This is a genomic window from Legionella anisa, assembly GCF_001467525.1.
GTDB classification, from domain to species: domain Bacteria; phylum Pseudomonadota; class Gammaproteobacteria; order Legionellales; family Legionellaceae; genus Legionella; species Legionella anisa.
Genome location: NZ_LNXS01000019.1, coordinates 200,444 through 219,168 on the forward strand (window position 1 = coordinate 200,444; position 18,725 = coordinate 219,168).

Consider the following 18,725-nt stretch of genomic DNA (forward strand, 5'->3'; position numbering starts at 1 on the left):
CTAGATTTTTTTAAAACGTAATCATTGGAATGAGCGTGTCTAAAGTCAATAGTTATCAATATAAATGGTATGCTTTTATTGGAATCGCCTTACTCTCTTTTGGGTGTTATCTCGATTATACAGTAGTGAATGTTGCCTTACCCACCATACAACAGGAACTCCAAGCAAACCTCGTCTCAATGCAATGGATAATGAATATTTACTTTCTGGCATTATGTGTTTTAGCGACAGTTATGGGAGGCTTTGGTGATTTATATGGCCGTCGACGTTGCCTATATCTTGGTAGCGTAATTTTTGTTATTGCGTCGATTATCGCTGGCATTTCTTCCAATATCCATTGGCTCATTTTGGGTCGACTACTCCAAGGAGTCGGAGCTGCAATCATCTTCCCTCTAGGTCTTTCATTGCTTCCACAGTTTTTTCCTGAAGAAGAACGGGGTAAAGCTGTAGCATGGTTTGGGAGTATAGGTGGTATGGCATTGGCTTTAGGTCCTCTTTTAGGTGGACTCATTGTCACTTATTTAGGATGGAGATGGATTTTTTTCATTAATATCCCTATCTGCTTATTAGGGTACTTATTTTGTTTCAAATCAGTTTCAGAATCGCAAACAAATGCCCATCAACTTGCCTTAGATATAAAAGGCATGTTCTTACTTGCATTTACCATAAGTGGCATAGTGCTTGGTTTAATTTATAGCCAAACCTATGGTTGGACTGCATCCCTGACTTTAATCTGTTTTGCTGTGGCCATTATTACAGGTATCTTATTAATTAAAGCCGAAGAGAATCACCCTAATCCCCTTATTGATTTTAAAGTTTATTCGAATTTGCTCTTTTCGGCAGGAGCTATTCTCTGCTTTTTAGCGGGAATGTTAAGTTCTGTTACTTTGTTTTTTGATCCTCAATATTTACAAATCATAAAAAATCACTCTGCAGAGCTATCCGGATTTATTTTATTCGCTATTCCAGCCTCTGTTTTTTTAATCGCATTTTTTGCAGGAAAACTCATGAGTCGCCTGGGATTATTACATACCATTTTATTAGGATTGTTCTTCGCATGTTTTGCTACTCTATTACAAGTGTTCTTTACCAGTAATATCTCCCTATTTTATGTTATTTTTGCATTTATTTGCCTTGGTAGCATGTGGGCAATGGGTAACACCGCTTCAGTCATTGCGGCACAAACAGCTGTAGGTCCTGAACGTGCAAGCGTGGCAACAGGCTCTATGGTCACTTTGTTTAATATCGGGGGATCTTTAGGCTTAACACTTGCGATTGTTATTTATAATTTTGTCACGAATAACCTTTTATCGAAGTCTAGTGAACTAAACGAATCACAAATTTCCAGTTTAAAGGATTTCATCGCAAATCCTGCTCATTCGCTACAAATTCCTGAAAATGATGTAATTCATCCATTATTTAATAAAATATTCATGAATGGTTTTATTGGGGTGATGGCGTTTTTATTCATCTCTTCACTTAGTGCATTCCTAGTGGTTTGGCAAAGTAACCGCGCTGAAAGCAGAATCAAAGTAAATACACTTGCCAATGTTAAACGAAATAGTTCCATCGCCTAATCAAGCGGGACTGTTGCACTTACATTAACCATGAAACCTATCATTGGCACTAATCGGTTTTGCATGCTTCTCAATATATTCAATAATTTTTCCAGCAATATTAATACCAGTAGCTTTTTCTACGCCTTCAAGACCAGGTGAAGAATTGATTTCCAAAACTAAAGGCCCATGATTGGAGCGAATTAAATCCACACCGGCAACTTTTAAGCCCATCGTTTTAGCGGCACTGACTGCAATTGAGCGCTCTTGTGGCGATAATTTTACTTTGACGGCTTTTCCGCCCTGATGAACATTAGCACGAAATTCCCCATCTTTTGCCTGGCGTTTTACAGCGGCAACTACTTTCTCCCCTACAACAAAACAACGGATATCGACACCTTTTGATTCTTCAATAAATTCCTGCACCAAAATGTTGGCATGCATTTCTTTAAATGCATTAATGATACTCACCGCGGATTGATGACTGTCTGCCAGGATTACGCCTTTGCCTTGTGTTCCTTCCAACAACTTAATCACTAAAGGTGCACCACCAACCATGCGTACTAAATCCTCAGTGTCATCAGGTGATTGAGCAAAGCTAGTCAATGGCATAGGAATACCTTTGCGTGCTAATAACTGTAAGGAGCGAAATTTATCTCGAGAACGTGCGATTGCTAAAGACTCATTTAAAGGATACATACCCATTGTTTCCAAATGACGCAACACTGCAGTTCCATAATAAGTATTCGATGCACCAATTCTTGGAATCACTGCATCAAAATGAGGCAAAGGAGACCCACCCCGATAATGTACCTTAGGACAGGAGGCTGCGACATTCATATAACAATATAAAGGATTAATAATTCTAATTTCATGACCAGCAGCTTCGCCCTCTTCCTTCAGACGCTTGTGAGAGTACAAATGTGGATTGGTGGCCAATATTGCAATTTTCATGAAAAACGTGTTCCTCAACTTTTTTTATTTTTATTATTAGAAATTCCTGGATGACTAAAACTTTATTTACAACGGGTTCGTATAAATAAAGCCTAGTCCAAAAAATGGAAATTCACATTGGAAAAATGAAAATATGTTTATAAAAAATCCTCTATCTTAAGAAACCAATAACAGGTAATCCTTGGCTAATAAATCAGCATGATGCGGCGTAGTAAAAAATGCATTAAGTTCACCCTGAGGGTTAAATAGCATTAAAGCGCCACTATGCTGAATATCATAATTTGTTGAATCATTTCCTTTCTCAATTACTTTAGCGTAAGCAATACCCATTTCCCGAGTCATCAATTTAATGGATTCTTCATCTCCTCGTGCTCCGTAAAAATCAGGATGGAATGAAGTCACATAACTGCCTAATTTCTCTTGGTCATCACGCTCTGGATCGATTGATATCATCACGATGCGGGGTAAATTCTTTACACCCTTATCTTCAAGCAGATGATACATTTTTGTTAATTCTGCCATAGTAGTTGGGCAAACATAGCCACAGTTTGTAAAGCCAAAAAACAGTACAGTCCATTTTCCTTTTAAGCTCTTATTATCAAATGATTTCGAATCAATTCCTGTCAAACTGAATCGATTAACCGGTCGTGGATTTTCAAGGTAGGTGCCATGAAAATTCGACACATCAATTTTTTTCTTAAAATGGACATGTTGGCCTACAAAGATTCCCGAAAATAATCCTGCAAGAGCCAGCAAAACAACTACAGTAAAGGTAACGCTTTTAGCCTTTAAACTCATTTTACCTCCTTAGAGGAACGCATATGAAATAACTCTCATCAATCAATTTTCATAAGAAAATCGACTCACATTGTTCATAGAGTTTATTTCAATACCTATTCCTATAAATAATGATCAATCAATAAAAAAACAAACAATAACATCAAATACACTATTGAAAATCTGAATGTTTGCATCGCAACCACAGGTTTATCTGTCCGATAGAGTTTATGCGACCAAAACAAAAATCGCGAACCCAGCACTAACGCACCAATTAAATAAAATAAACCACTCATACCAATAACAAAGGGCAATACACTGACTACCAGTAATAAAATGGTATATAAATAAACATTCAATTTAGTAAATGCAATCCCATGGGTTACGGGCAACATTGGAATTTGTGCATGTTGATACTCTTCATAACGATAAATAGCCAAAGCCCAAAAATGAGGTGGTGTCCAAATAAAGATAATTAACACCAGCAATAAAGCTTGCGGGTCCAATTGATTGGTCACTGCGGTCCAACCAAGCAATGGTGGTGCAGCACCGGCTAATCCACCTATGACTATGTTTTGTGAAGTAGCTCTTTTTAAATAGCCTGTATAAATACCCGCATAACCAATCAATGTAACAAAAGTCAGTAGTGCAGTTAATTGATTAACAAAAACGACTAACACAGTCAGCCCCAGAGTTCCTATAATTACAGCAAACAATAAAGCTTGACGCACTGAAACTTGACCACTGGCAACAGGTCTTTTTTTGGTTCTAGCCATAATGGCATCAATTCGTTTATCCACCAAATGATTAATTGCAGCAGCACTTCCTGCGCATAATCCAATTCCGAATAATGAAAAAAACAATAAAGACAGATTAACCCAACCTGGTGTAGCCAAATACATGCCGACAACTACCGTCAATAACATGAGCAATACGACTCGCGGCTTACATAACTCAAGGTAATCACGCCAAGCAGTTGACGAGGATTGAACTACATGATCAGCGTGCATCATTTTGCCCCTTACGCGTAAAATGCAGTGTGCTAAAAAGTGTCGCTAATAATAACGCTGCGCCCCCATTATGAGCTACAGCGACACCAATTGGGAGTAAATAAATTACATTCAAGATACCTAAAGTAAATTGAACCAACACAAGTAACAACATCACTACGGCTGCGGTTTTAAGATACTTAAAATCGCTTCTTCTTAAGATCCATAATGCGAGCACAAGAATATAAACAGCTGTGATTATTGCTCCCAATCGGTGAATGAATTGAATCGTTACTCGAACCTCATGATCAAGTAAACCACCTTGATAATTAGCTCCTACAGGTGAAAATAAATTAAATCCTTGTGCAAAATGCAAATCGGGTATCCATACCCCATTACACATTGGGAAACCAATACATGAAATCCCTGCATAATTTGAGCTTACCCAACCACCTAAAGCAATTTGTAGAAAAACGATAATCACTGCGAGACGCAGCCAAAAACGCCATCGGGGTAAGTCTTTCCCTTTCAGTGAACTGATTTGCAAGCGAAAACGACTTAAACATGCAACGATAAGCATTCCACCTAAAAGATGTCCCATAACTACTACGGGTAACAGTTTCAAGGTTACTGTCCACATACCCAAAGCAGCTTGAAACAAAACCAGTATGATTAATGCTGCAGGTAAATGCCAAGGCAAATCATTACCTTGTATACGCTTACGTACTACATAAAAACAGATAAAAAAGATTAACAATGCCAAAGAACCTGCGGCATAACGATGAACCATTTCCGTCCATGCTTTTCTAGACTCAATAGGAATTTGGGGGTATTGAGTTTGCGCGGCCTGCAATTTTTCCTTGGCGCTGGGAAGGACCATCTGGCCATAACAACCAGGCCAATCAGGACAACCCAAGCCAGCATCTGTCAAGCGTGTATAAGCGCCCAGCATGACGACTAATAAGGATAAAAGCACAGCGAATGACACTGTATATCGTAATAATTTATTCCGCATCAGACTATTCACTCTTGTTTTCCGTTGTATTGAGCAACAACTTCAAATCTTTATATACATCATTAGGATTAACCTGAGATGCATAACTGAGAATTAAATAATTACCTGGATCAGCGATGAACACTTTTGCTTCAGACAATAAAGCATCTTTAGTAGTAAAGTCAGCTGCAGATAATTTTGCCACTTTAAAATCAACTTCCTTTAAAAAGGCCTGTTGTTCTTGCGATAGGGAAGGTGCTTTATCGCTGATAAGAAGCCACTGATCTACCTGGTACAATTTACGCCCCAATGCCAGGCGAACTCGAGCAAGAACATCCAACTCGTTCATACATACTTGGTCGCAAGCTGCTGGACTCCAAAAAATAATACGCCATTTGGGCTTTTCGTCCAAAACACTCAACTTTACTGGTGGATTCAGTAAATCCCCTTTATTGACTCGTGAGGATCCCAACCAGGAAGGATGTTGGTAAAATAGATATGCAGCTATTCCAGGAGCGACAAATATTATAACCAACAACAATAAAATATAATATTTACTAGCTTGTTTTCTCATTTTTTTTCTTCAGATTTAATCCTACAAATATAATTAGTACCACTAATGCCATCACAAACCACTGTAAAGCATAAGCTAAATGCCGCTGTGGCGGCATGGATACCGTCTCCCACTCACGTACAAATCCATTTGCATCGTGCTTGTCGAGGCGAATAATAAACGGAGAGACTGATTTTTGCAAAACTTGACTTATCAATTGATCATCCACACGTTCCAAAATGATTATCTTATTTCCTTTTTCTTCCAAAGCAGGTCCCAAAACCCATTGATTTTTACTTGGAAAGTATGCCGAGCCCTGTAATTCTATCACTCCTTGGGGAGACTGGATGTTTGGAAGAACGCGACGTGTTAACTCGCCTGGAACCCAACCTCTATCTATAATAATGATAGAGCCATCAGATAATTCCAAAGGTGATAACACATCATAACCAAATTGATGATTATGATGCTGGTTATCCAGTAAAAAAACCTGAGGTAAATACCTACCTTTGAGTACTATGCGTTCATATTGTAAAGGCAATTTTTTCTTTGCAGTCCAGGGAACTGGTTTTTGCCTCTCTTGTGTCTTTTGTGCAACAATCATTTTTGTTTTTTCATCGGCACGATGGATTTGCCAAAATCCAAGGCGTACAAATAAGGAAAAAAATAAGAGAGCGAGGATCAGCATTGACCAGCTTGGGGTGAAACGAAATTTAAAACAGGGTAAACTAGGCATCATTATTAATTGTTCAAATGTTAGTCATGATAAGACAGCAATTTCGGGAGTATAACAAATGATCACTAAAATTATCATCATCTGTGTCATGATTATCATCGCCGGCTCTTTAGCAAGCGGTCTTTTTTTTCTTATTCGAGACTCAGGTAATTCCAAACGCACTGTGAAAGCGTTAACTATAAGAATAACTATTTCGGTGAGTTTATTTATATTTTTATTAATTGCTTTTAAACTGGGTTTAATTAAGCCTCATGGCATTTAATTAACGTACGTTCGAAATAATAAAAAGTTTTTTACTTTTTATTTTGCTAAACGAACGTTATCCCCTAAAAATGCGAAGCATTTTGTACGGGATCCATCCTGAATAACGCAACCGTTCAGAGGATATGTTTGAATCTTGGTGAACGGTTGAATTTGAGCGTAGGTTGCGCGAAAATGATGCTGAGGAAACGTAGCATACATCACAGTATGTGAGGCTTACGAAGCATTATTTTCGCGCAAGATGCGCCAAATGTAGCCGTTCGGTGAATGGGGCGTGAACGCTTACTGAATAACCCTGACCTTAAGGATATAATATGCGTATCTTGTTAATCAGTTTTCTATTTCTCTGTAATTGGATACATGCTGACACGATAAAAAACTACATGAACATTGCTGATAATATTCCACAGATGGAAATTAAAGCAGACGCCCAAGCTCAAGCATGGGCTCGCTCAGCGCGTCATGTTTTAACCATAACTTGCGAAAGCATTGCAGAAACAATGATTCATGCCAATGAAATTGCAAAAAATCAAGGTAACCCTATATTTTGTTTGCCAGCAGGGGTACAACTTAATGCCTTTACTCTTTGCGAGTTGATTCAGCAAACTTATAAGGAATTATCAAGCCAGCAAAGCGATAAAGATTCCATGACTGTATCACAGGTAGCCTGGTTAGGCGCGAGTAAACATTATCCTTGTCAACAAGCCCAAAATGCAATATCTCATGTCTCTGCAGCATTCGGACGACCTTCAGAACGACATTAATCGAACGCTGTATTTGGCGCATCTTGCGAGAAAATTGTCCCAATCAATGCTCACATACCGTTGTATGCTGCGCTTGCTTAGAAAAATTTTCTCACAACCTGCGCTCAAACCCAACCGTTCGAGTATATAAGGGACCTGGGCTATTACCATTAATCGATAAAATTGGAAAAGCGCTGCAGCATAGCAGCCTGGATTCTATTTCACTACCATCTCCAGGCTGTAGGCATTACGTCAATTTTTATTTATTAAATTCTTCAAAAGCTTCTAAAGCTTCAGCCGCATACATTAAAGATGGGCCGCCCCCCATATATATAGCCATACCTAAGGTTTCCAAAAGCTCTTCGCGCGTTGCTTGTAATTTAATTAGGGTTTGAGAATGAAATCCGATACAACCTTGGCATTGTTTCGCAACGGCCAAAGCCATAGCAATTAATTCCTTGGTTTTTTTATCTAATGCACCGTCTTTAGTCGCTGCTTGAGCCATCGCTGAAAATCCAGACATTACTTCTGGCATTTCCTTACGCATTTTTGCTATTTGGGTACTAATATCTTTGGTGACTTGAGTAAATTTATCCGACATTTAAAATGCTCCTTTTTGAAACCACTTATTTATGTTTCATTTTCTTGTTATTCATGAGTCAACACGAAGTAAATGGTTTAGTTTGAGTAATTATTTTCAATAATGAATACCGAGAACGCACTCTCGGGCCTGTTTACATTTCTACTAACTGGGCCAAACTCGCGAAATGGAAACCGGCTCTAAATTTACCGCATTACGTTGTTTAGAAAAAGATTATTAATTAAGAAACAGCACGATTTAATGTTTCTTTCGCTAAAGTCAGGCGACGTTCTACTTCCCCTAACTCAGCTTTTAAATGCAAAATCGCACTTGAATTACGATTATGTTTCAAATGCTCCAATGCTTTAGTCATTGCCTGCTGTTGTTCTAAAAGCGTATGAATTTCCATTTCAAGATCATTTATCCATTGTTGTCTGGTACTCAACATCTTTATGCCAAAATAAACTTTTTCCCTGGATTTATTTTTGCCTTGATGCATTTGGCATAAAACGACTAAGACATTAATTTTTTGTCTGATTCGCTCAGCCAAATAAAAAGCACTGTGCCTGTTTTGCTGTTTGGATAACGCATGAATGTCCGCTTTAATTTCTGCAATGCATGCAGAACCACTTGCGTCTGCATCAAAACGAAATAACCCCTTAGGTAACTGGTGACTTGAAAAAAATGAACCAAGCTCGCTAATTTTCCATTCCAGCTCAGGTAATCGTTCCATTAACTGGCTCAGTAATTTATTCGATGCTTCTGCGGGTATATCCATACTTTTCTATCTAACGTGTGTACATGTTTTAGTCCGGAAGAGCAGCGCCCAATACAGCTGTTTTTCCTTGTAACCAAGTACTTATAAACGGGGGTATACACATTAAAATTAAACCACCAATTAGGGTCAACTCGTAACGCGGCAGGCTACCTACATTAATACCTTCTGGTGGGATAAAACTCACCGCCAAGGTGGCGCATACACCAATAATGCCTACACCGGCAACAAATAACATACCGATTAAACCGCCAGGGATTTGAAAAGGTCGATGATGATGCGGCTCTGCAACTCGCAACTTAATTGCTGCTGCAAACATAATGAAATACATCAACATGTACAATTGTGCAGCTAAAGCGGTTAATAACCAATAAGAGCCATTCACGCTAGGCATAAACAAGAATAAACCTGACAATACAGTAACAATGCTTGCCTGGGTATAAAGCATAACAACTGGCGCACCTTTAGCATTAGTGCGTTGGAAATATTCAGGTAAATTGCCATCTTCTGCAGCAACCAATAATCCTTTTGTCGGTGCAATTATCCAGTTACTCACACCACCAAGCCCCCCTAAAACCAGCATTACTGCAACCACAGGCATCATCCAATACAAGTGATAACTGGAAAAGAATGCTTCGAATGCTTGCATAATTCCTGCTACCAAATTGATGTCCTTTCCGGGTAAAACAATTGCTATTGCCAAGGAGCCCAATATTAAGGTACTTAAAATAATTCCTACAGAATAGATCAAGACTTTAGGAAAAGCATGCTGCGGATTGTCAACATCATTCGCATGAACTGTCGCAATTTCGATACCACAAAAAGACATGATGATCGCGGTTAGGGAAACCCACATGGAATGATCATTTAAATGGGGCACAATACTCGGAATATCAAATTGGATTTGCAAAGGATTACCTTGAGTAACCCAAACAACTCCAAGACCGATAATCAACGACATAGGCAACAACAAACCAGCAAGAGAACATAGATTACTGAATGCGGCTGAAGATTTCATGCCACGCAAGTTCAATATCGTAGCGCCCCAAAATGAACTCACGATTATCGCCCAGAGAAAGTAAGGATTACTTGTCAGTGTCGGATTAATTAAATAGCCGATCGTTCCTGCGACAAAAGATAAAATCGTTGGGTACCAAATTACATTTTCTATCCACTGCAGCCAAATGGCTAAAAAACCCATTTTTTTACCAAAAGCCTGTTTGACCCAAATGTAAATCCCTCCCTGCTTTGCCCATCCTGAAGCCAGTTCTGCTGAAACCAAAGCAGTAGGGATTAGAAAAAATAAAGCACCTAAAATAAAATAAAAGATTAATTGACTACCAAATAAGGCTGTAGCAGGCAAATTGCGTATGCTATCTACAGAACCAACCGTTATCATAGTCAGACTGAAAATTGTCAGTGAATGTTTTTTATCGATCATCGCATTCCTTCAGTGCAGTTTTGGGCATGCAGAAGCTTAATTATATAAAAATTAGCTTAAGAAACCCTTAATAATAGGGTAATAGTTAAACAAAATGTTCCTTAATTTCATTTACCAACCCACAAGCTTTTAGCGTGCACTGTAAAATAACATGATTTAATCAGAAAATCTCTGCCTTTTTTCCTATCTTTATGCACAAAATCATTTACCCCGCCAGGGATGGGATGTAAGCAATATCAAAAACTTCCTGCTAAAAAATTAATTATATTCGCAGAAAGTAGCGACTTCGCTTGAAAAAGAAAAACTCCGATTCGATTTCGCCTGCCTCAATTAAATAGTCACACACTGAAAAAATCATGTAAAAAGCACACTGAAATACAGAAATTTTACTAAACTTCATTATACTAATATCTATGGACTTAATCCTTAAGATTTTAAGTAGGATAGTAACCTTGACCTACTTCAAATTGAATCATAGACTGAATAGTTTCATATCATAGCTTCTCTATGCTATAGTTCCTCTTTTTTTCGGGCAACATATCATGTTTGAAACCTTAACCGAACGTTTGACCCGCACCTTCAAAAATCTACGAGGGAAGGGTCGATTAACTGAAGATAATGTACAGCACGTCTTGCGTGAGGTCAGGCTTTCACTGCTTGAAGCAGATGTTGCCTTACCTGTCATTAAAGAATTTATAGAGCAAGTGAAACAGAAGGCTTTAGGGCAAGAAGTTTTAACCGAATTAAATCCCGATCAAGCCTTTATTAAAATTGTTCATGATGAATTAATCCATATCATGGGCGATGAGCGTGCCGAGCTTAACTTTAAAACCCAACCTCCTGCAGTATTTCTGATGGCTGGATTGCAAGGTTCGGGAAAAACAACCAGTACTGCAAAACTCGCCCGTTATTTGAAAGAATCTGAAAATAAAAAAGTAATGGTAGTCAGCGTCGACGTTTATCGACCCGCTGCAATCCAACAGCTTAAAGTATTAGCAGAACAAATCGATGTCGCTTTCTTCCCGGCAGAAGCAAATGAAGAGCCGCTCACTATTGCAAAAAAAGCACTTGATACTGCGAAAAAGCAATATATGGATGTGCTGCTGATCGATACAGCGGGTCGTTTACATATCGATACCGATATGATGAATGAAATTAAAGGATTGAACCAGGAACTGAATCCGATTGAAACCCTATTTGTTGTAGACAGCATGACCGGACAAGATGCTGCAAATACAGCAAAAGCTTTTCATGAAGCGTTACCCTTAACAGGGGTCATTCTGACTAAAACAGATGGTGATGCTCGTGGGGGTGCGGCTCTGTCTGTAAGGCACATTACAGGAAAGCCAATCAAATTTATTGGTAGCGGTGAGAAAATAGAAGCTTTAGAACCATTTCATCCTGAACGAATTGCCTCAAGAATTCTTGGTATGGGTGATATTCTTACCCTTATTGAAGAGGTCGAACGAAAAGCAGACAAACAAGCGAGTGAAAAACTAGCTAAAAAGCTGAAAAAAGGCAAAGGCTTTGATCTGGAAGATTTCAAACAACAATTACTGCAAATGAATAATATGGGTGGTATTGCTGGTATGATGAGCAAGCTACCTGGTGTCAGCCAAATGATGCCGCAACAGGCAATGAATCAAGTCAGTGATAAAGCCATGGCGCAAACCATTGCGATTATCAATTCCATGACTCCCAAAGAACGCCGTATTCCCAAACTTATTGTGGGTTCACGCAAAAAACGTATTGCCTTGGGTTCAGGAACACAGATACAAGACGTAAATAAATTACTAAAGCAATTTGAACAAATGCAAAAAATGATGAAAAAATTTACCAAACCTGGTGGGATGCAAAAAATGATGCGTGGAATTGGGGGTATGGCTGGGTTAAAAGGCATATTACCCGATGATTTTAAATAATTCTCAAGAATTACTTCACATGCTGAATTAATTTTCGTACAATACACGGCATTTTTACGTAACCACTCTAAAGTAGAGGAAAACAATGGTCGTTATACGTTTATCAAGAGGTGGCGCCAAAAAGCGTCCGTTTTATCATATGGTCGTTACTGACAGCCGCAAACGTCGCGATGGCAGTTATATTGAGCGCATCGGTTATTTCAACCCTATAGCACGTGGGCAAGAGGTGCGTCTGCATATTGATACAGAAAAATTAAGTCACTGGCAAAAAGTGGGCGCACAATTGTCTGACCGCGTTAGTGCTTTAATTAAAGAATATAATAAAAAAGGTGAAGCTGCTTAATAACGTGAATAATCAGGAAAACTGGATAGTAATTGCCCGTTTTGGGCGACCTCATGGTGTTAAAGGTTTTGTTACGGTTCATTCCTTTACAGAGCCTCGTGATAATGTTCTAAAGTATGCAGATTGGCATGCCTTTATTAACAATAAATGGCAACCAATCAAATTATTGCGTGCTGAAGTACAAAATAAATCCATCATAGTCCAAATTGAAGGTTATCCTGAACGTGAACTCGTAGCAAACCTCACTAATATAGAAATTGCAATTCAACAGGAGCAACTGGAAAAACTAGAACCTGGTGAATATTACTGGCATCAAATCATAGGTATGAATGTGATCAACCAACAAGGTGAACCTTTTGGAAAAGTCATTGAAATAATTCCTACGGGTGCCAATGATGTGTTGGTTGTAGAAGGTAGCGAAAGACATTTAATACCTTATTTACCCGGCAAATTTATATTAGATATTGATACCAAACAGCGAGCAATTACTGTTGATTGGGATGTGGATTTTTAAGTGGTACTTCATCTTGGAGTGATTAGCTTAATACCTGAAATACTTAATGCCCTGAATTATGGCATTACGGGAAGGGCAATTGAGCAGGGATTAGTAAAAATTGATTACTGGAATCCCAGAGATTGGTCTTCTAGGCTCTATAGGCAAGTTGATGATAAGCCTTATGGGGGCGGTCCAGGAATGGTTATGATGTATGAGCCCTTAAAAGGGGCTATTATGCAGGCACGTAGTCAACTGCCAAGTCATTGCAAAACGATTTATCTAAGTCCTCAGGGCAAGGTAATTCGACAAAATGACTTGAATCAAGTAGTAAATGACAAACAATCCCTGCTTTTTATTTCTGGACGATATGAAGGAATTGATGAGCGTATTCTTCAACATTATGTGGATGAAGAATGGTCTCTTGGAGATTTTGTTTTAAGTGGCGGTGAGCTGGCAGCCACGGTATTTATCGATGCAATTATTCGTTTAATACCAGGTAGCTTAGGGCATCTTGGTTCAGCAGAACAAGATTCATTTATGAATGGGTTACTGGATTGCCCTCATTATACACGACCAGCAACCGTTGATGGATTAGAGGTGCCACCGGTTTTACTCGGTGGTAATCATAGAGATATAGAACTGTGGCGAAGAAAACAATCTCTAGGTAAAACTTGGCTTAAACGTCCAGATTTACTTGAAAAAATACAGTTAAGTGAAACAGACAAGCAATTGCTTGCTGAGTTTAAGTATGAACACGGTGATTCCTAGAGGATGAACCAATTTGAGGAGTAATCCATGACTAATATAATTGACCAACTGAATGCTGAGCAAATGCAAGGCAAGGAAATTCCTGAATTCAATTCTGGTGATACTGTTTTGGTTCAAGTGAAAGTAATCGAAGGTACTCGTGAGCGTTTGCAAGCCTTTGAAGGTATTGTTATAGCAAAACGTAATCGTGGTTTAAACTCTGCATTCACTGTTCGTAAAATTTCACACGGCGTTGGTGTTGAGCGTGTATTCCAAACTTACAGTCCAATTGTCGACAGTATTACTGTAAAAAGACGTGGTGATGTACGTCGCGCTAAACTTTATTACCTACGTAATTTGGCTGGCCGTGCAGCACGTATCAAAGAAAAATTAACCGGTAAAAAAGCAGATTAATATTTAATCTCTCTCTACTCTAAATTTAATTTGTCCCCGCGCATGCGGGGATTTATTTTTGCGCGCTATTTTCAATAGAGTTGTTTGCATTTCTACTATCTTAATCCAAAGTATAAACCTCAGCTGAAGCATTGTGTTGATGTGATGATTATTAAGCATCACAGCGACTACTCGAAGGCGCTCCTATTATTGGCAAACTTAATTCACATTACCCAATTCCTCAAATTCAGCTTTAAAAAATTCCAGCTTTTTTCTCTGCAAAATTTCATCACGACTAAATTCAATAATATTTTTGTTTGCTATACACCGCCAATTTTGCATATTAGTTATATATTCTTTATTTTTAATCTTAAATACATCTGGTGTGAATGCTGCAACGTTTTCCCCAGCATTTTTATCTCGTGCTGAGGCAAATACAAAAGCCTCAACTTTTGCCTCTCTCATCTCCATACCTAAAAGTTGACTATGTTCATAATTTGTTTTGCTTGATATTTTATCTTGATATTTTTGAAATGGAGACTTTGTCAAGTCAATTCCATTTTTTGTTTGTATATAAGTCTTAAATGCGGTCATTCGAATCTCAATGTATTCTAGATTAGCTAAAGTGTCATCAAAAAATTTCAACCGGTAAAATGCTACTTCTGCAAATGCTGTCTGCTGAGATAAAGAGCCATACCACAGCGAAGGCTCATAAGTATTGCCAAATCGGGATCCATACTCAAGCGGAGGATATCTGAAAGGAGTAAAAATTAAATAGTGCTTATTATTGGCTACTTGAGGTTTTGAATTATCGAGTAATTTTTCTAAAAGATCATGTTCTTCGCTGCTCTCAACTAAATCTCTAGAGCTTGAACTATATTGATCCTCGACTATTCTCCACGGTTCCAACTCCAAATATTTGAAAAATTTTAAACCGTCACATTCGATCCAAATACTCATAATTTGCCGCGCATTGCATCTAAATAGTTAAGTACCCTAATTAAACCAGGAATAGTTTTTATTTCTTCAATAGGTTTATTTTTAAAATATTTATTTTGACTATTGAGCCATAATTTAGCTTTTTCATGATTATTTCCAACCATAGCATTTAAGCTTCTATATATCCTTAAAAGTAATAGAGCGATTTCACCTTCTTTTGTATGAGGTGAAATTAATTTTTTCCCCTGACTGAGACGAGATGCACTGGGTTCACTTATGCCAATGATTTTACCTAAGTCTTTTCCGGTTAAAGAATAAAATTTTACCAAGTTGCACAAAGCCTTCGACAAAACAATTTCTTCTTTATGATGTGTGCTACTAGAGGTTTTCATTTTGAATCTCCTTTCATTTGAAATTATAGTTTCATAATATTTCATATGCAAGTTATTTCTTGGAATTAAATCAGTTATTCATATGTTCACTTAATAGGAATTGGGAGACAGCTAGTATGCTGGTCTGGATAAAATGAACAGAACGGCACCAAATGCCAAACGATGAGATTAAAAAATTACAAAATCTTAACTAAATTTCCATAAAAGCTCTTTTTTGCTAGCATTTCGCTAGATTGAGTCAAAATGACCTGATTTTCTGCGCTCCGAAGCGCAGCATACACGGAGTATGTGAGCATCGGAGCGCAGAAAATCAGGTCATTTTGGCCAAGATAGTAGAAATGTAAACAGACCCTAGATTTATTTTTTTAATTCAGAATTAACCGTGTCAATTGAATTAAAAGTCATAGCCGTCCCGGTAATTAACTCGCCAATTGTTTTTTCATGTAAGACAATACTAAAAAAACTAACTCCTATTCCAGTTACCCACCTCCAGGTATGTGCCAGAGTTGAAGGAGGTGAAATTTCATCCAACCTATCCACCTCTCCTTTTCCAGGGTGCAATTCACGGAGTGAATTAACGTAAGTAGCAATTACCTCCTTCACATCCGCTGCCAATTCAGTTTGTTCATATAAATAACCAAGAAAACGTCTAGCCATACTTAATCGAGTAGCATAGAGTTCATCGTCTTTTAGTTTGATACGTTCCAAGTGTAAAATATAGTCTTCAAGAAGATATCTCGGCTTCGTAATCGCATCCACTTTTTGAAAAACATCAGCCACATCCTTTGCATCAACATGTTCTACCCATTGATAAAACTGAGTTTGCATCCCTTCCAATCGTTCCTGATAAATAAATTGATTCAACTCCCTAAGACTTTTTTCAATGAGTGGGTTTACTGTATCCTTCATCACTTTTTCTTCTGAAGGCAACGCCACATGAATGTCAGATTTCTGAAAAACCATACAGATAAACAAGGCACTGCTAATTATTTTGAGCGAATACTCTAACTTTCCTCGTAATGGCCTATATTCCAAATCACATACCGCTTGCAGGACAGCTAATTTTTTAGCGTCTTCCTGCAAGAGGGTTAATTTTTTATCCTCTTCTTCTAAGCGATCTGAGATATTTAATTTTTTTGCATCTACCTCTAAATAAACATTGTTTAACCATTCAAAAATCAAAAAATTTACAGTGTCATCTGCATCTTTAAGCGCGTATTTTTGGGTAATAAAATCAGTCCATCCTAAAAATTGAAGATATTTTCCTTCACGCAGAGCTTGAATGTATTCAGAACTGGAAGAGAGCATAACGTTCCTTTAATGCTTTTTTTGAATCTTATCCTATACTTAAAAAACATAAACATGCAAATGGTGCACACTATGAAAAGGAAATGGTATGTTACTTTTGCTGTATCTCTTTTACCCTTTAATTTAGCTTTTGCAAATTGCGATTTAACCCAGTTTCGTTGGGAATGTGATTTACCGGTACACGTTAAACCGAAACCTGGAGCCACATCACTCGTATATTGTGGTAACTCCTACGGCTACATCACAAAACAGCAATACGACATACTGGCTCGTTATCAACGTGCCAATGTTAATATGGTTTTGGATATTAATGGTGAATATATAGACAGTCCTTGTATCGGGGCGCAGAGATAGTACAATAGCTTCGATTTAATTCCCTTATTAGCTTTGGGGAATTATCATAGCCCTGGCGCAGCGCAGCAAGCCTGGGTTTGTCTGAAGCTTAGCTATCGGGTTCCGCTGCGCTGCACCCAGGCTACACGTAGATGAATGAGATGATCATTGAATTCGACGGTATTCCCATAGAAATATCAAGAAAAAAAATCAAAAACATGCACTTACGCATTTACCCCCCAGATGGTTTAGTTAAGGTAAGCGCCCCTCTTCGCTTCAGTGAACAGCTTATCAGGCAAAGTCTTGAATCGAAAAGCGCATGGATTCACCAGCAAAGAGAGCGGATTCGTAATCGTCCTGTTGAGGAGGATTGCACCTTTAAAATGGGATCCACTGTCGCATTTCTGGGAAAAAAATATATATTAATCATTGAAGAGCATCAGGGCCCCACACAAATTAAAATCAATAATGAACTGATGTACTGTTATGCTCAACCTAATAGTTCACCTACTCAGATTCAAATCATCCTTGAGCGTTGGTACAAACAACAAATGCAGATATTATTGCCTGCTCTCATTCAACACTGGGAAACTGTTATCGGTGTCAAAGTGGCTGAATGGGGAATAAGAAAAATGAAAACACGCTGGGGTTCATGTAACACGAAAGCAGCGCGTATCTGGTTAAATCTCAATCTAATCAAAAAATCATCTATTTGTCTTGAGTATGTTCTTGTTCATGAGTTAGTCCATTTATTAGAACCAAGTCATAATAAACGCTTCTATGGGTTAATGAGTAAATTTATGCCACAATGGCGCGAATATGAATACCAACTTGAAGGACGTGTGCTTTGATTGATTACGACCAACTTATTCATAAGCTTTGTAACCAAGGATTCTATATTATTGATGGATTTCTAGAGCCATCTCAATGCCAATCATTACGTGCAATGGCTAAGAAACTGTATGAGCAAGGCTTGTTTCGAGGTGCTAAAATAGGCCTTAAGCTTGAATCACATGAAAATGAAGTCATTCGCACTGATGAAATTTTTTGGCTGGATGAAAAGGAAACAAATCCAGCACTACGCATCTTTTTAGAACGAATACAGCAGTTAGCTCAAATATTGAATCAGTCACTTTTTTTGGGTTTACATGAATTTGAAACCCACTTCGCCGCATATCAACCAGGCACCTATTATAAAAAACATATCGACCAATTCGCTACGCAAAAAACACGAAAAATTTCATGTGTGTATTATTTAAATAAGCACTGGGAAACTGAGTTTGGAGGAGAATTAAAACTTTATAATACCCAAGATCAGTTCATTGAAAACGTTTTGCCATTAGAAAATCGGTTCATATGCTTTAATAGTGAATTACCCCACGAAGTGTGTATCACGCATCAGCCTCGATACAGTATTACCGGATGGATGAAAACTCATTCTCATTTTTTGCTGAATCGCGACGGGTTTTCCAATTTAAGCAGAGCATATTAGT

General features: G+C 38.1%; 23 protein-coding genes. 11 read left to right on the forward strand and 12 right to left on the reverse strand.

Features of this window, described 5'->3' with window-relative positions; translation table 11 throughout:
* Positions 1-29 precede the first annotated feature (29 nt).
* Complete coding sequence (locus Lani_RS05095) at positions 30-1,577, forward strand: MFS transporter (protein ID WP_040522484.1); 1,548 nt, start codon at positions 30-32, stop codon at positions 1,575-1,577.
* Positions 1,578-1,601: 24 nt separating this feature from the next.
* Here Lani_RS05095 and rimK read toward each other — a convergent pair whose 3' ends face one another.
* The 6 genes from rimK to Lani_RS05125 form a co-directional block, all read right to left on the reverse strand.
* Positions 1,602-2,510: a 30S ribosomal protein S6--L-glutamate ligase gene (gene rimK, locus Lani_RS05100; protein WP_019233457.1), complete on the reverse strand. Its 909-nt coding sequence runs from the start codon at positions 2,508-2,510 to the stop codon at positions 1,602-1,604.
* A gap of 156 nt (positions 2,511-2,666) precedes the next feature.
* Positions 2,667-3,308, reverse strand: a complete 642-nt coding sequence (locus Lani_RS05105) for an SCO family protein (protein WP_019233456.1) — start codon at positions 3,306-3,308, stop codon at positions 2,667-2,669.
* Between the two features lie 101 nt (positions 3,309-3,409).
* On the reverse strand, positions 3,410-4,297 hold the full coding sequence (cyoE, locus tag Lani_RS05110) for a heme o synthase (RefSeq protein WP_019233455.1): 888 nt from the start codon (positions 4,295-4,297) through the stop codon (positions 3,410-3,412).
* Complete coding sequence (locus Lani_RS05115; RefSeq protein WP_040522538.1) at positions 4,287-5,291, reverse strand: COX15/CtaA family protein; 1,005 nt, start codon at positions 5,289-5,291, stop codon at positions 4,287-4,289. The genes cyoE and Lani_RS05115 overlap by 11 nt, the downstream gene beginning before the upstream one ends.
* A 4-nt stretch (positions 5,292-5,295) precedes the next feature.
* A complete protein-coding gene (locus Lani_RS05120) occupies positions 5,296-5,844 on the reverse strand; it encodes a hypothetical protein (RefSeq protein WP_019233453.1) in 549 nt (182 codons plus the stop codon).
* Positions 5,828-6,559, reverse strand: coding sequence for an SURF1 family protein (locus Lani_RS05125; RefSeq protein WP_192814488.1), 732 nt, complete (start codon positions 6,557-6,559; stop codon positions 5,828-5,830). Before Lani_RS05125 ends, Lani_RS05120 begins: the two co-directional genes overlap by 17 nt.
* 58 nt (positions 6,560-6,617) lie before the next feature.
* Between Lani_RS05125 and Lani_RS05130 the strand changes: the two genes are divergently transcribed.
* Positions 6,618-6,821: a twin transmembrane helix small protein gene (locus Lani_RS05130; RefSeq protein ID WP_019233451.1), complete on the forward strand. Its 204-nt coding sequence runs from the start codon at positions 6,618-6,620 to the stop codon at positions 6,819-6,821.
* Between the two features lie 313 nt (positions 6,822-7,134).
* The gene (locus Lani_RS05135; protein WP_019233450.1) at positions 7,135-7,584 is read left to right on the forward strand and encodes a hypothetical protein; all 450 of its coding nucleotides are present in this window, start codon (positions 7,135-7,137) and stop codon (positions 7,582-7,584) included.
* A 238-nt stretch (positions 7,585-7,822) separates the two neighbouring features.
* On the opposite strand, the gene Lani_RS05140 is transcribed toward Lani_RS05135, so the two are convergent.
* From Lani_RS05140 to Lani_RS05150, 3 genes are all read right to left on the reverse strand, one after another.
* Positions 7,823-8,164: a carboxymuconolactone decarboxylase family protein gene (locus tag Lani_RS05140; RefSeq protein WP_019233449.1), complete on the reverse strand. Its 342-nt coding sequence runs from the start codon at positions 8,162-8,164 to the stop codon at positions 7,823-7,825.
* 220 nt (positions 8,165-8,384) lie between these two features.
* The gene (locus Lani_RS05145) at positions 8,385-8,921 is read right to left on the reverse strand and encodes a hypothetical protein (protein WP_019233448.1); all 537 of its coding nucleotides are present in this window, start codon (positions 8,919-8,921) and stop codon (positions 8,385-8,387) included.
* A gap of 28 nt (positions 8,922-8,949) precedes the next feature.
* Entirely contained in the window at positions 8,950-10,359 is a 1,410-nt protein-coding gene (locus tag Lani_RS05150; protein WP_019233447.1) for an APC family permease, read from the reverse strand.
* A gap of 542 nt (positions 10,360-10,901) precedes the next feature.
* On the opposite strand from Lani_RS05150, the gene ffh reads away from it, so the two are divergent.
* The 5 genes from ffh (at position 10,902) to rplS (ending at position 14,281) form a co-directional block, all read left to right on the forward strand.
* A complete protein-coding gene (gene ffh / locus Lani_RS05155) occupies positions 10,902-12,281 on the forward strand; it encodes a signal recognition particle protein (RefSeq protein WP_019233446.1) in 1,380 nt (459 codons plus the stop codon).
* Positions 12,282-12,366: 85 nt separating this feature from the next.
* Positions 12,367-12,624: a 30S ribosomal protein S16 gene (rpsP, locus tag Lani_RS05160; protein WP_019233445.1), complete on the forward strand. Its 258-nt coding sequence runs from the start codon at positions 12,367-12,369 to the stop codon at positions 12,622-12,624.
* A gap of 4 nt (positions 12,625-12,628) precedes the next feature.
* A complete protein-coding gene (gene rimM / locus Lani_RS05165; protein ID WP_019233444.1) occupies positions 12,629-13,138 on the forward strand; it encodes a ribosome maturation factor RimM in 510 nt (169 codons plus the stop codon).
* Complete coding sequence (trmD, locus tag Lani_RS05170; protein ID WP_019233443.1) at positions 13,139-13,888, forward strand: tRNA (guanosine(37)-N1)-methyltransferase TrmD; 750 nt, start codon at positions 13,139-13,141, stop codon at positions 13,886-13,888. It begins immediately after the preceding gene.
* Between the two features lie 27 nt (positions 13,889-13,915).
* Positions 13,916-14,281, forward strand: coding sequence for a 50S ribosomal protein L19 (gene rplS / locus Lani_RS05175; RefSeq protein WP_019233442.1), 366 nt, complete (start codon positions 13,916-13,918; stop codon positions 14,279-14,281).
* A gap of 198 nt (positions 14,282-14,479) precedes the next feature.
* Here the strand turns inward: rplS and Lani_RS05180 are convergent, their stop codons facing one another.
* From Lani_RS05180 to Lani_RS05190, 3 genes are all read right to left on the reverse strand, one after another.
* On the reverse strand, positions 14,480-15,220 hold the full coding sequence (locus Lani_RS05180) for an RES family NAD+ phosphorylase (protein WP_019233440.1): 741 nt from the start codon (positions 15,218-15,220) through the stop codon (positions 14,480-14,482).
* On the reverse strand, positions 15,217-15,591 hold the full coding sequence (locus tag Lani_RS05185) for an antitoxin Xre/MbcA/ParS toxin-binding domain-containing protein (protein WP_019233439.1): 375 nt from the start codon (positions 15,589-15,591) through the stop codon (positions 15,217-15,219). Before Lani_RS05185 ends, Lani_RS05180 begins: the two co-directional genes overlap by 4 nt.
* 357 nt (positions 15,592-15,948) lie before the next feature.
* Complete coding sequence (locus tag Lani_RS05190; RefSeq protein WP_019233438.1) at positions 15,949-16,899, reverse strand: helical bundle domain-containing protein; 951 nt, start codon at positions 16,897-16,899, stop codon at positions 15,949-15,951.
* 72 nt (positions 16,900-16,971) lie between these two features.
* On the opposite strand from Lani_RS05190, the gene Lani_RS05195 reads away from it, so the two are divergent.
* The 3 genes from Lani_RS05195 (at position 16,972) to Lani_RS05205 (ending at position 18,724) form a co-directional block, all read left to right on the forward strand.
* Positions 16,972-17,253, forward strand: a complete 282-nt coding sequence (locus tag Lani_RS05195) for a hypothetical protein (protein WP_019233437.1) — start codon at positions 16,972-16,974, stop codon at positions 17,251-17,253.
* Between the two features lie 140 nt (positions 17,254-17,393).
* A complete protein-coding gene (locus Lani_RS05200; RefSeq protein ID WP_040522536.1) occupies positions 17,394-18,083 on the forward strand; it encodes a M48 family metallopeptidase in 690 nt (229 codons plus the stop codon).
* Positions 18,080-18,724: a 2OG-Fe(II) oxygenase gene (locus tag Lani_RS05205; protein ID WP_019233435.1), complete on the forward strand. Its 645-nt coding sequence runs from the start codon at positions 18,080-18,082 to the stop codon at positions 18,722-18,724. Before Lani_RS05200 ends, Lani_RS05205 begins: the two co-directional genes overlap by 4 nt.
* The last annotated feature ends 1 nt before the right edge of the window (position 18,725 follow it).

Coding starts and splice junctions, on each gene's coding strand:
- Lani_RS05095 (WP_040522484.1), top strand. CDS start 30: ATGAGCGTGTCTAAAGTCAATAGTTATCAATATAAATGGTATGCTTTT.
- rimK (WP_019233457.1), bottom strand. CDS start 2,510: ATGAAAATTGCAATATTGGCCACCAATCCACATTTGTACTCTCACAAG.
- Lani_RS05105 (WP_019233456.1), bottom strand. CDS start 3,308: ATGAGTTTAAAGGCTAAAAGCGTTACCTTTACTGTAGTTGTTTTGCTG.
- cyoE (WP_019233455.1), bottom strand. CDS start 4,297: ATGCACGCTGATCATGTAGTTCAATCCTCGTCAACTGCTTGGCGTGAT.
- Lani_RS05115 (WP_040522538.1), bottom strand. CDS start 5,291: ATGCGGAATAAATTATTACGATATACAGTGTCATTCGCTGTGCTTTTA.
- Lani_RS05120 (WP_019233453.1), bottom strand. CDS start 5,844: ATGAGAAAACAAGCTAGTAAATATTATATTTTATTGTTGTTGGTTATA.
- Lani_RS05125 (WP_192814488.1), bottom strand. CDS start 6,559: ATGCCTAGTTTACCCTGTTTTAAATTTCGTTTCACCCCAAGCTGGTCA.
- Lani_RS05130 (WP_019233451.1), top strand. CDS start 6,618: ATGATCACTAAAATTATCATCATCTGTGTCATGATTATCATCGCCGGC.
- Lani_RS05135 (WP_019233450.1), top strand. CDS start 7,135: ATGCGTATCTTGTTAATCAGTTTTCTATTTCTCTGTAATTGGATACAT.
- Lani_RS05140 (WP_019233449.1), bottom strand. CDS start 8,164: ATGTCGGATAAATTTACTCAAGTCACCAAAGATATTAGTACCCAAATA.
- Lani_RS05145 (WP_019233448.1), bottom strand. CDS start 8,921: ATGGATATACCCGCAGAAGCATCGAATAAATTACTGAGCCAGTTAATG.
- Lani_RS05150 (WP_019233447.1), bottom strand. CDS start 10,359: ATGATCGATAAAAAACATTCACTGACAATTTTCAGTCTGACTATGATA.
- ffh (WP_019233446.1), top strand. CDS start 10,902: ATGTTTGAAACCTTAACCGAACGTTTGACCCGCACCTTCAAAAATCTA.
- rpsP (WP_019233445.1), top strand. CDS start 12,367: ATGGTCGTTATACGTTTATCAAGAGGTGGCGCCAAAAAGCGTCCGTTT.
- rplS (WP_019233442.1), top strand. CDS start 13,916: ATGACTAATATAATTGACCAACTGAATGCTGAGCAAATGCAAGGCAAG.
- Lani_RS05180 (WP_019233440.1), bottom strand. CDS start 15,220: ATGAGTATTTGGATCGAATGTGACGGTTTAAAATTTTTCAAATATTTG.
- Lani_RS05185 (WP_019233439.1), bottom strand. CDS start 15,591: ATGAAAACCTCTAGTAGCACACATCATAAAGAAGAAATTGTTTTGTCG.
- Lani_RS05190 (WP_019233438.1), bottom strand. CDS start 16,899: ATGCTCTCTTCCAGTTCTGAATACATTCAAGCTCTGCGTGAAGGAAAA.
- Lani_RS05195 (WP_019233437.1), top strand. CDS start 16,972: ATGAAAAGGAAATGGTATGTTACTTTTGCTGTATCTCTTTTACCCTTT.
- Lani_RS05200 (WP_040522536.1), top strand. CDS start 17,394: ATGATCATTGAATTCGACGGTATTCCCATAGAAATATCAAGAAAAAAA.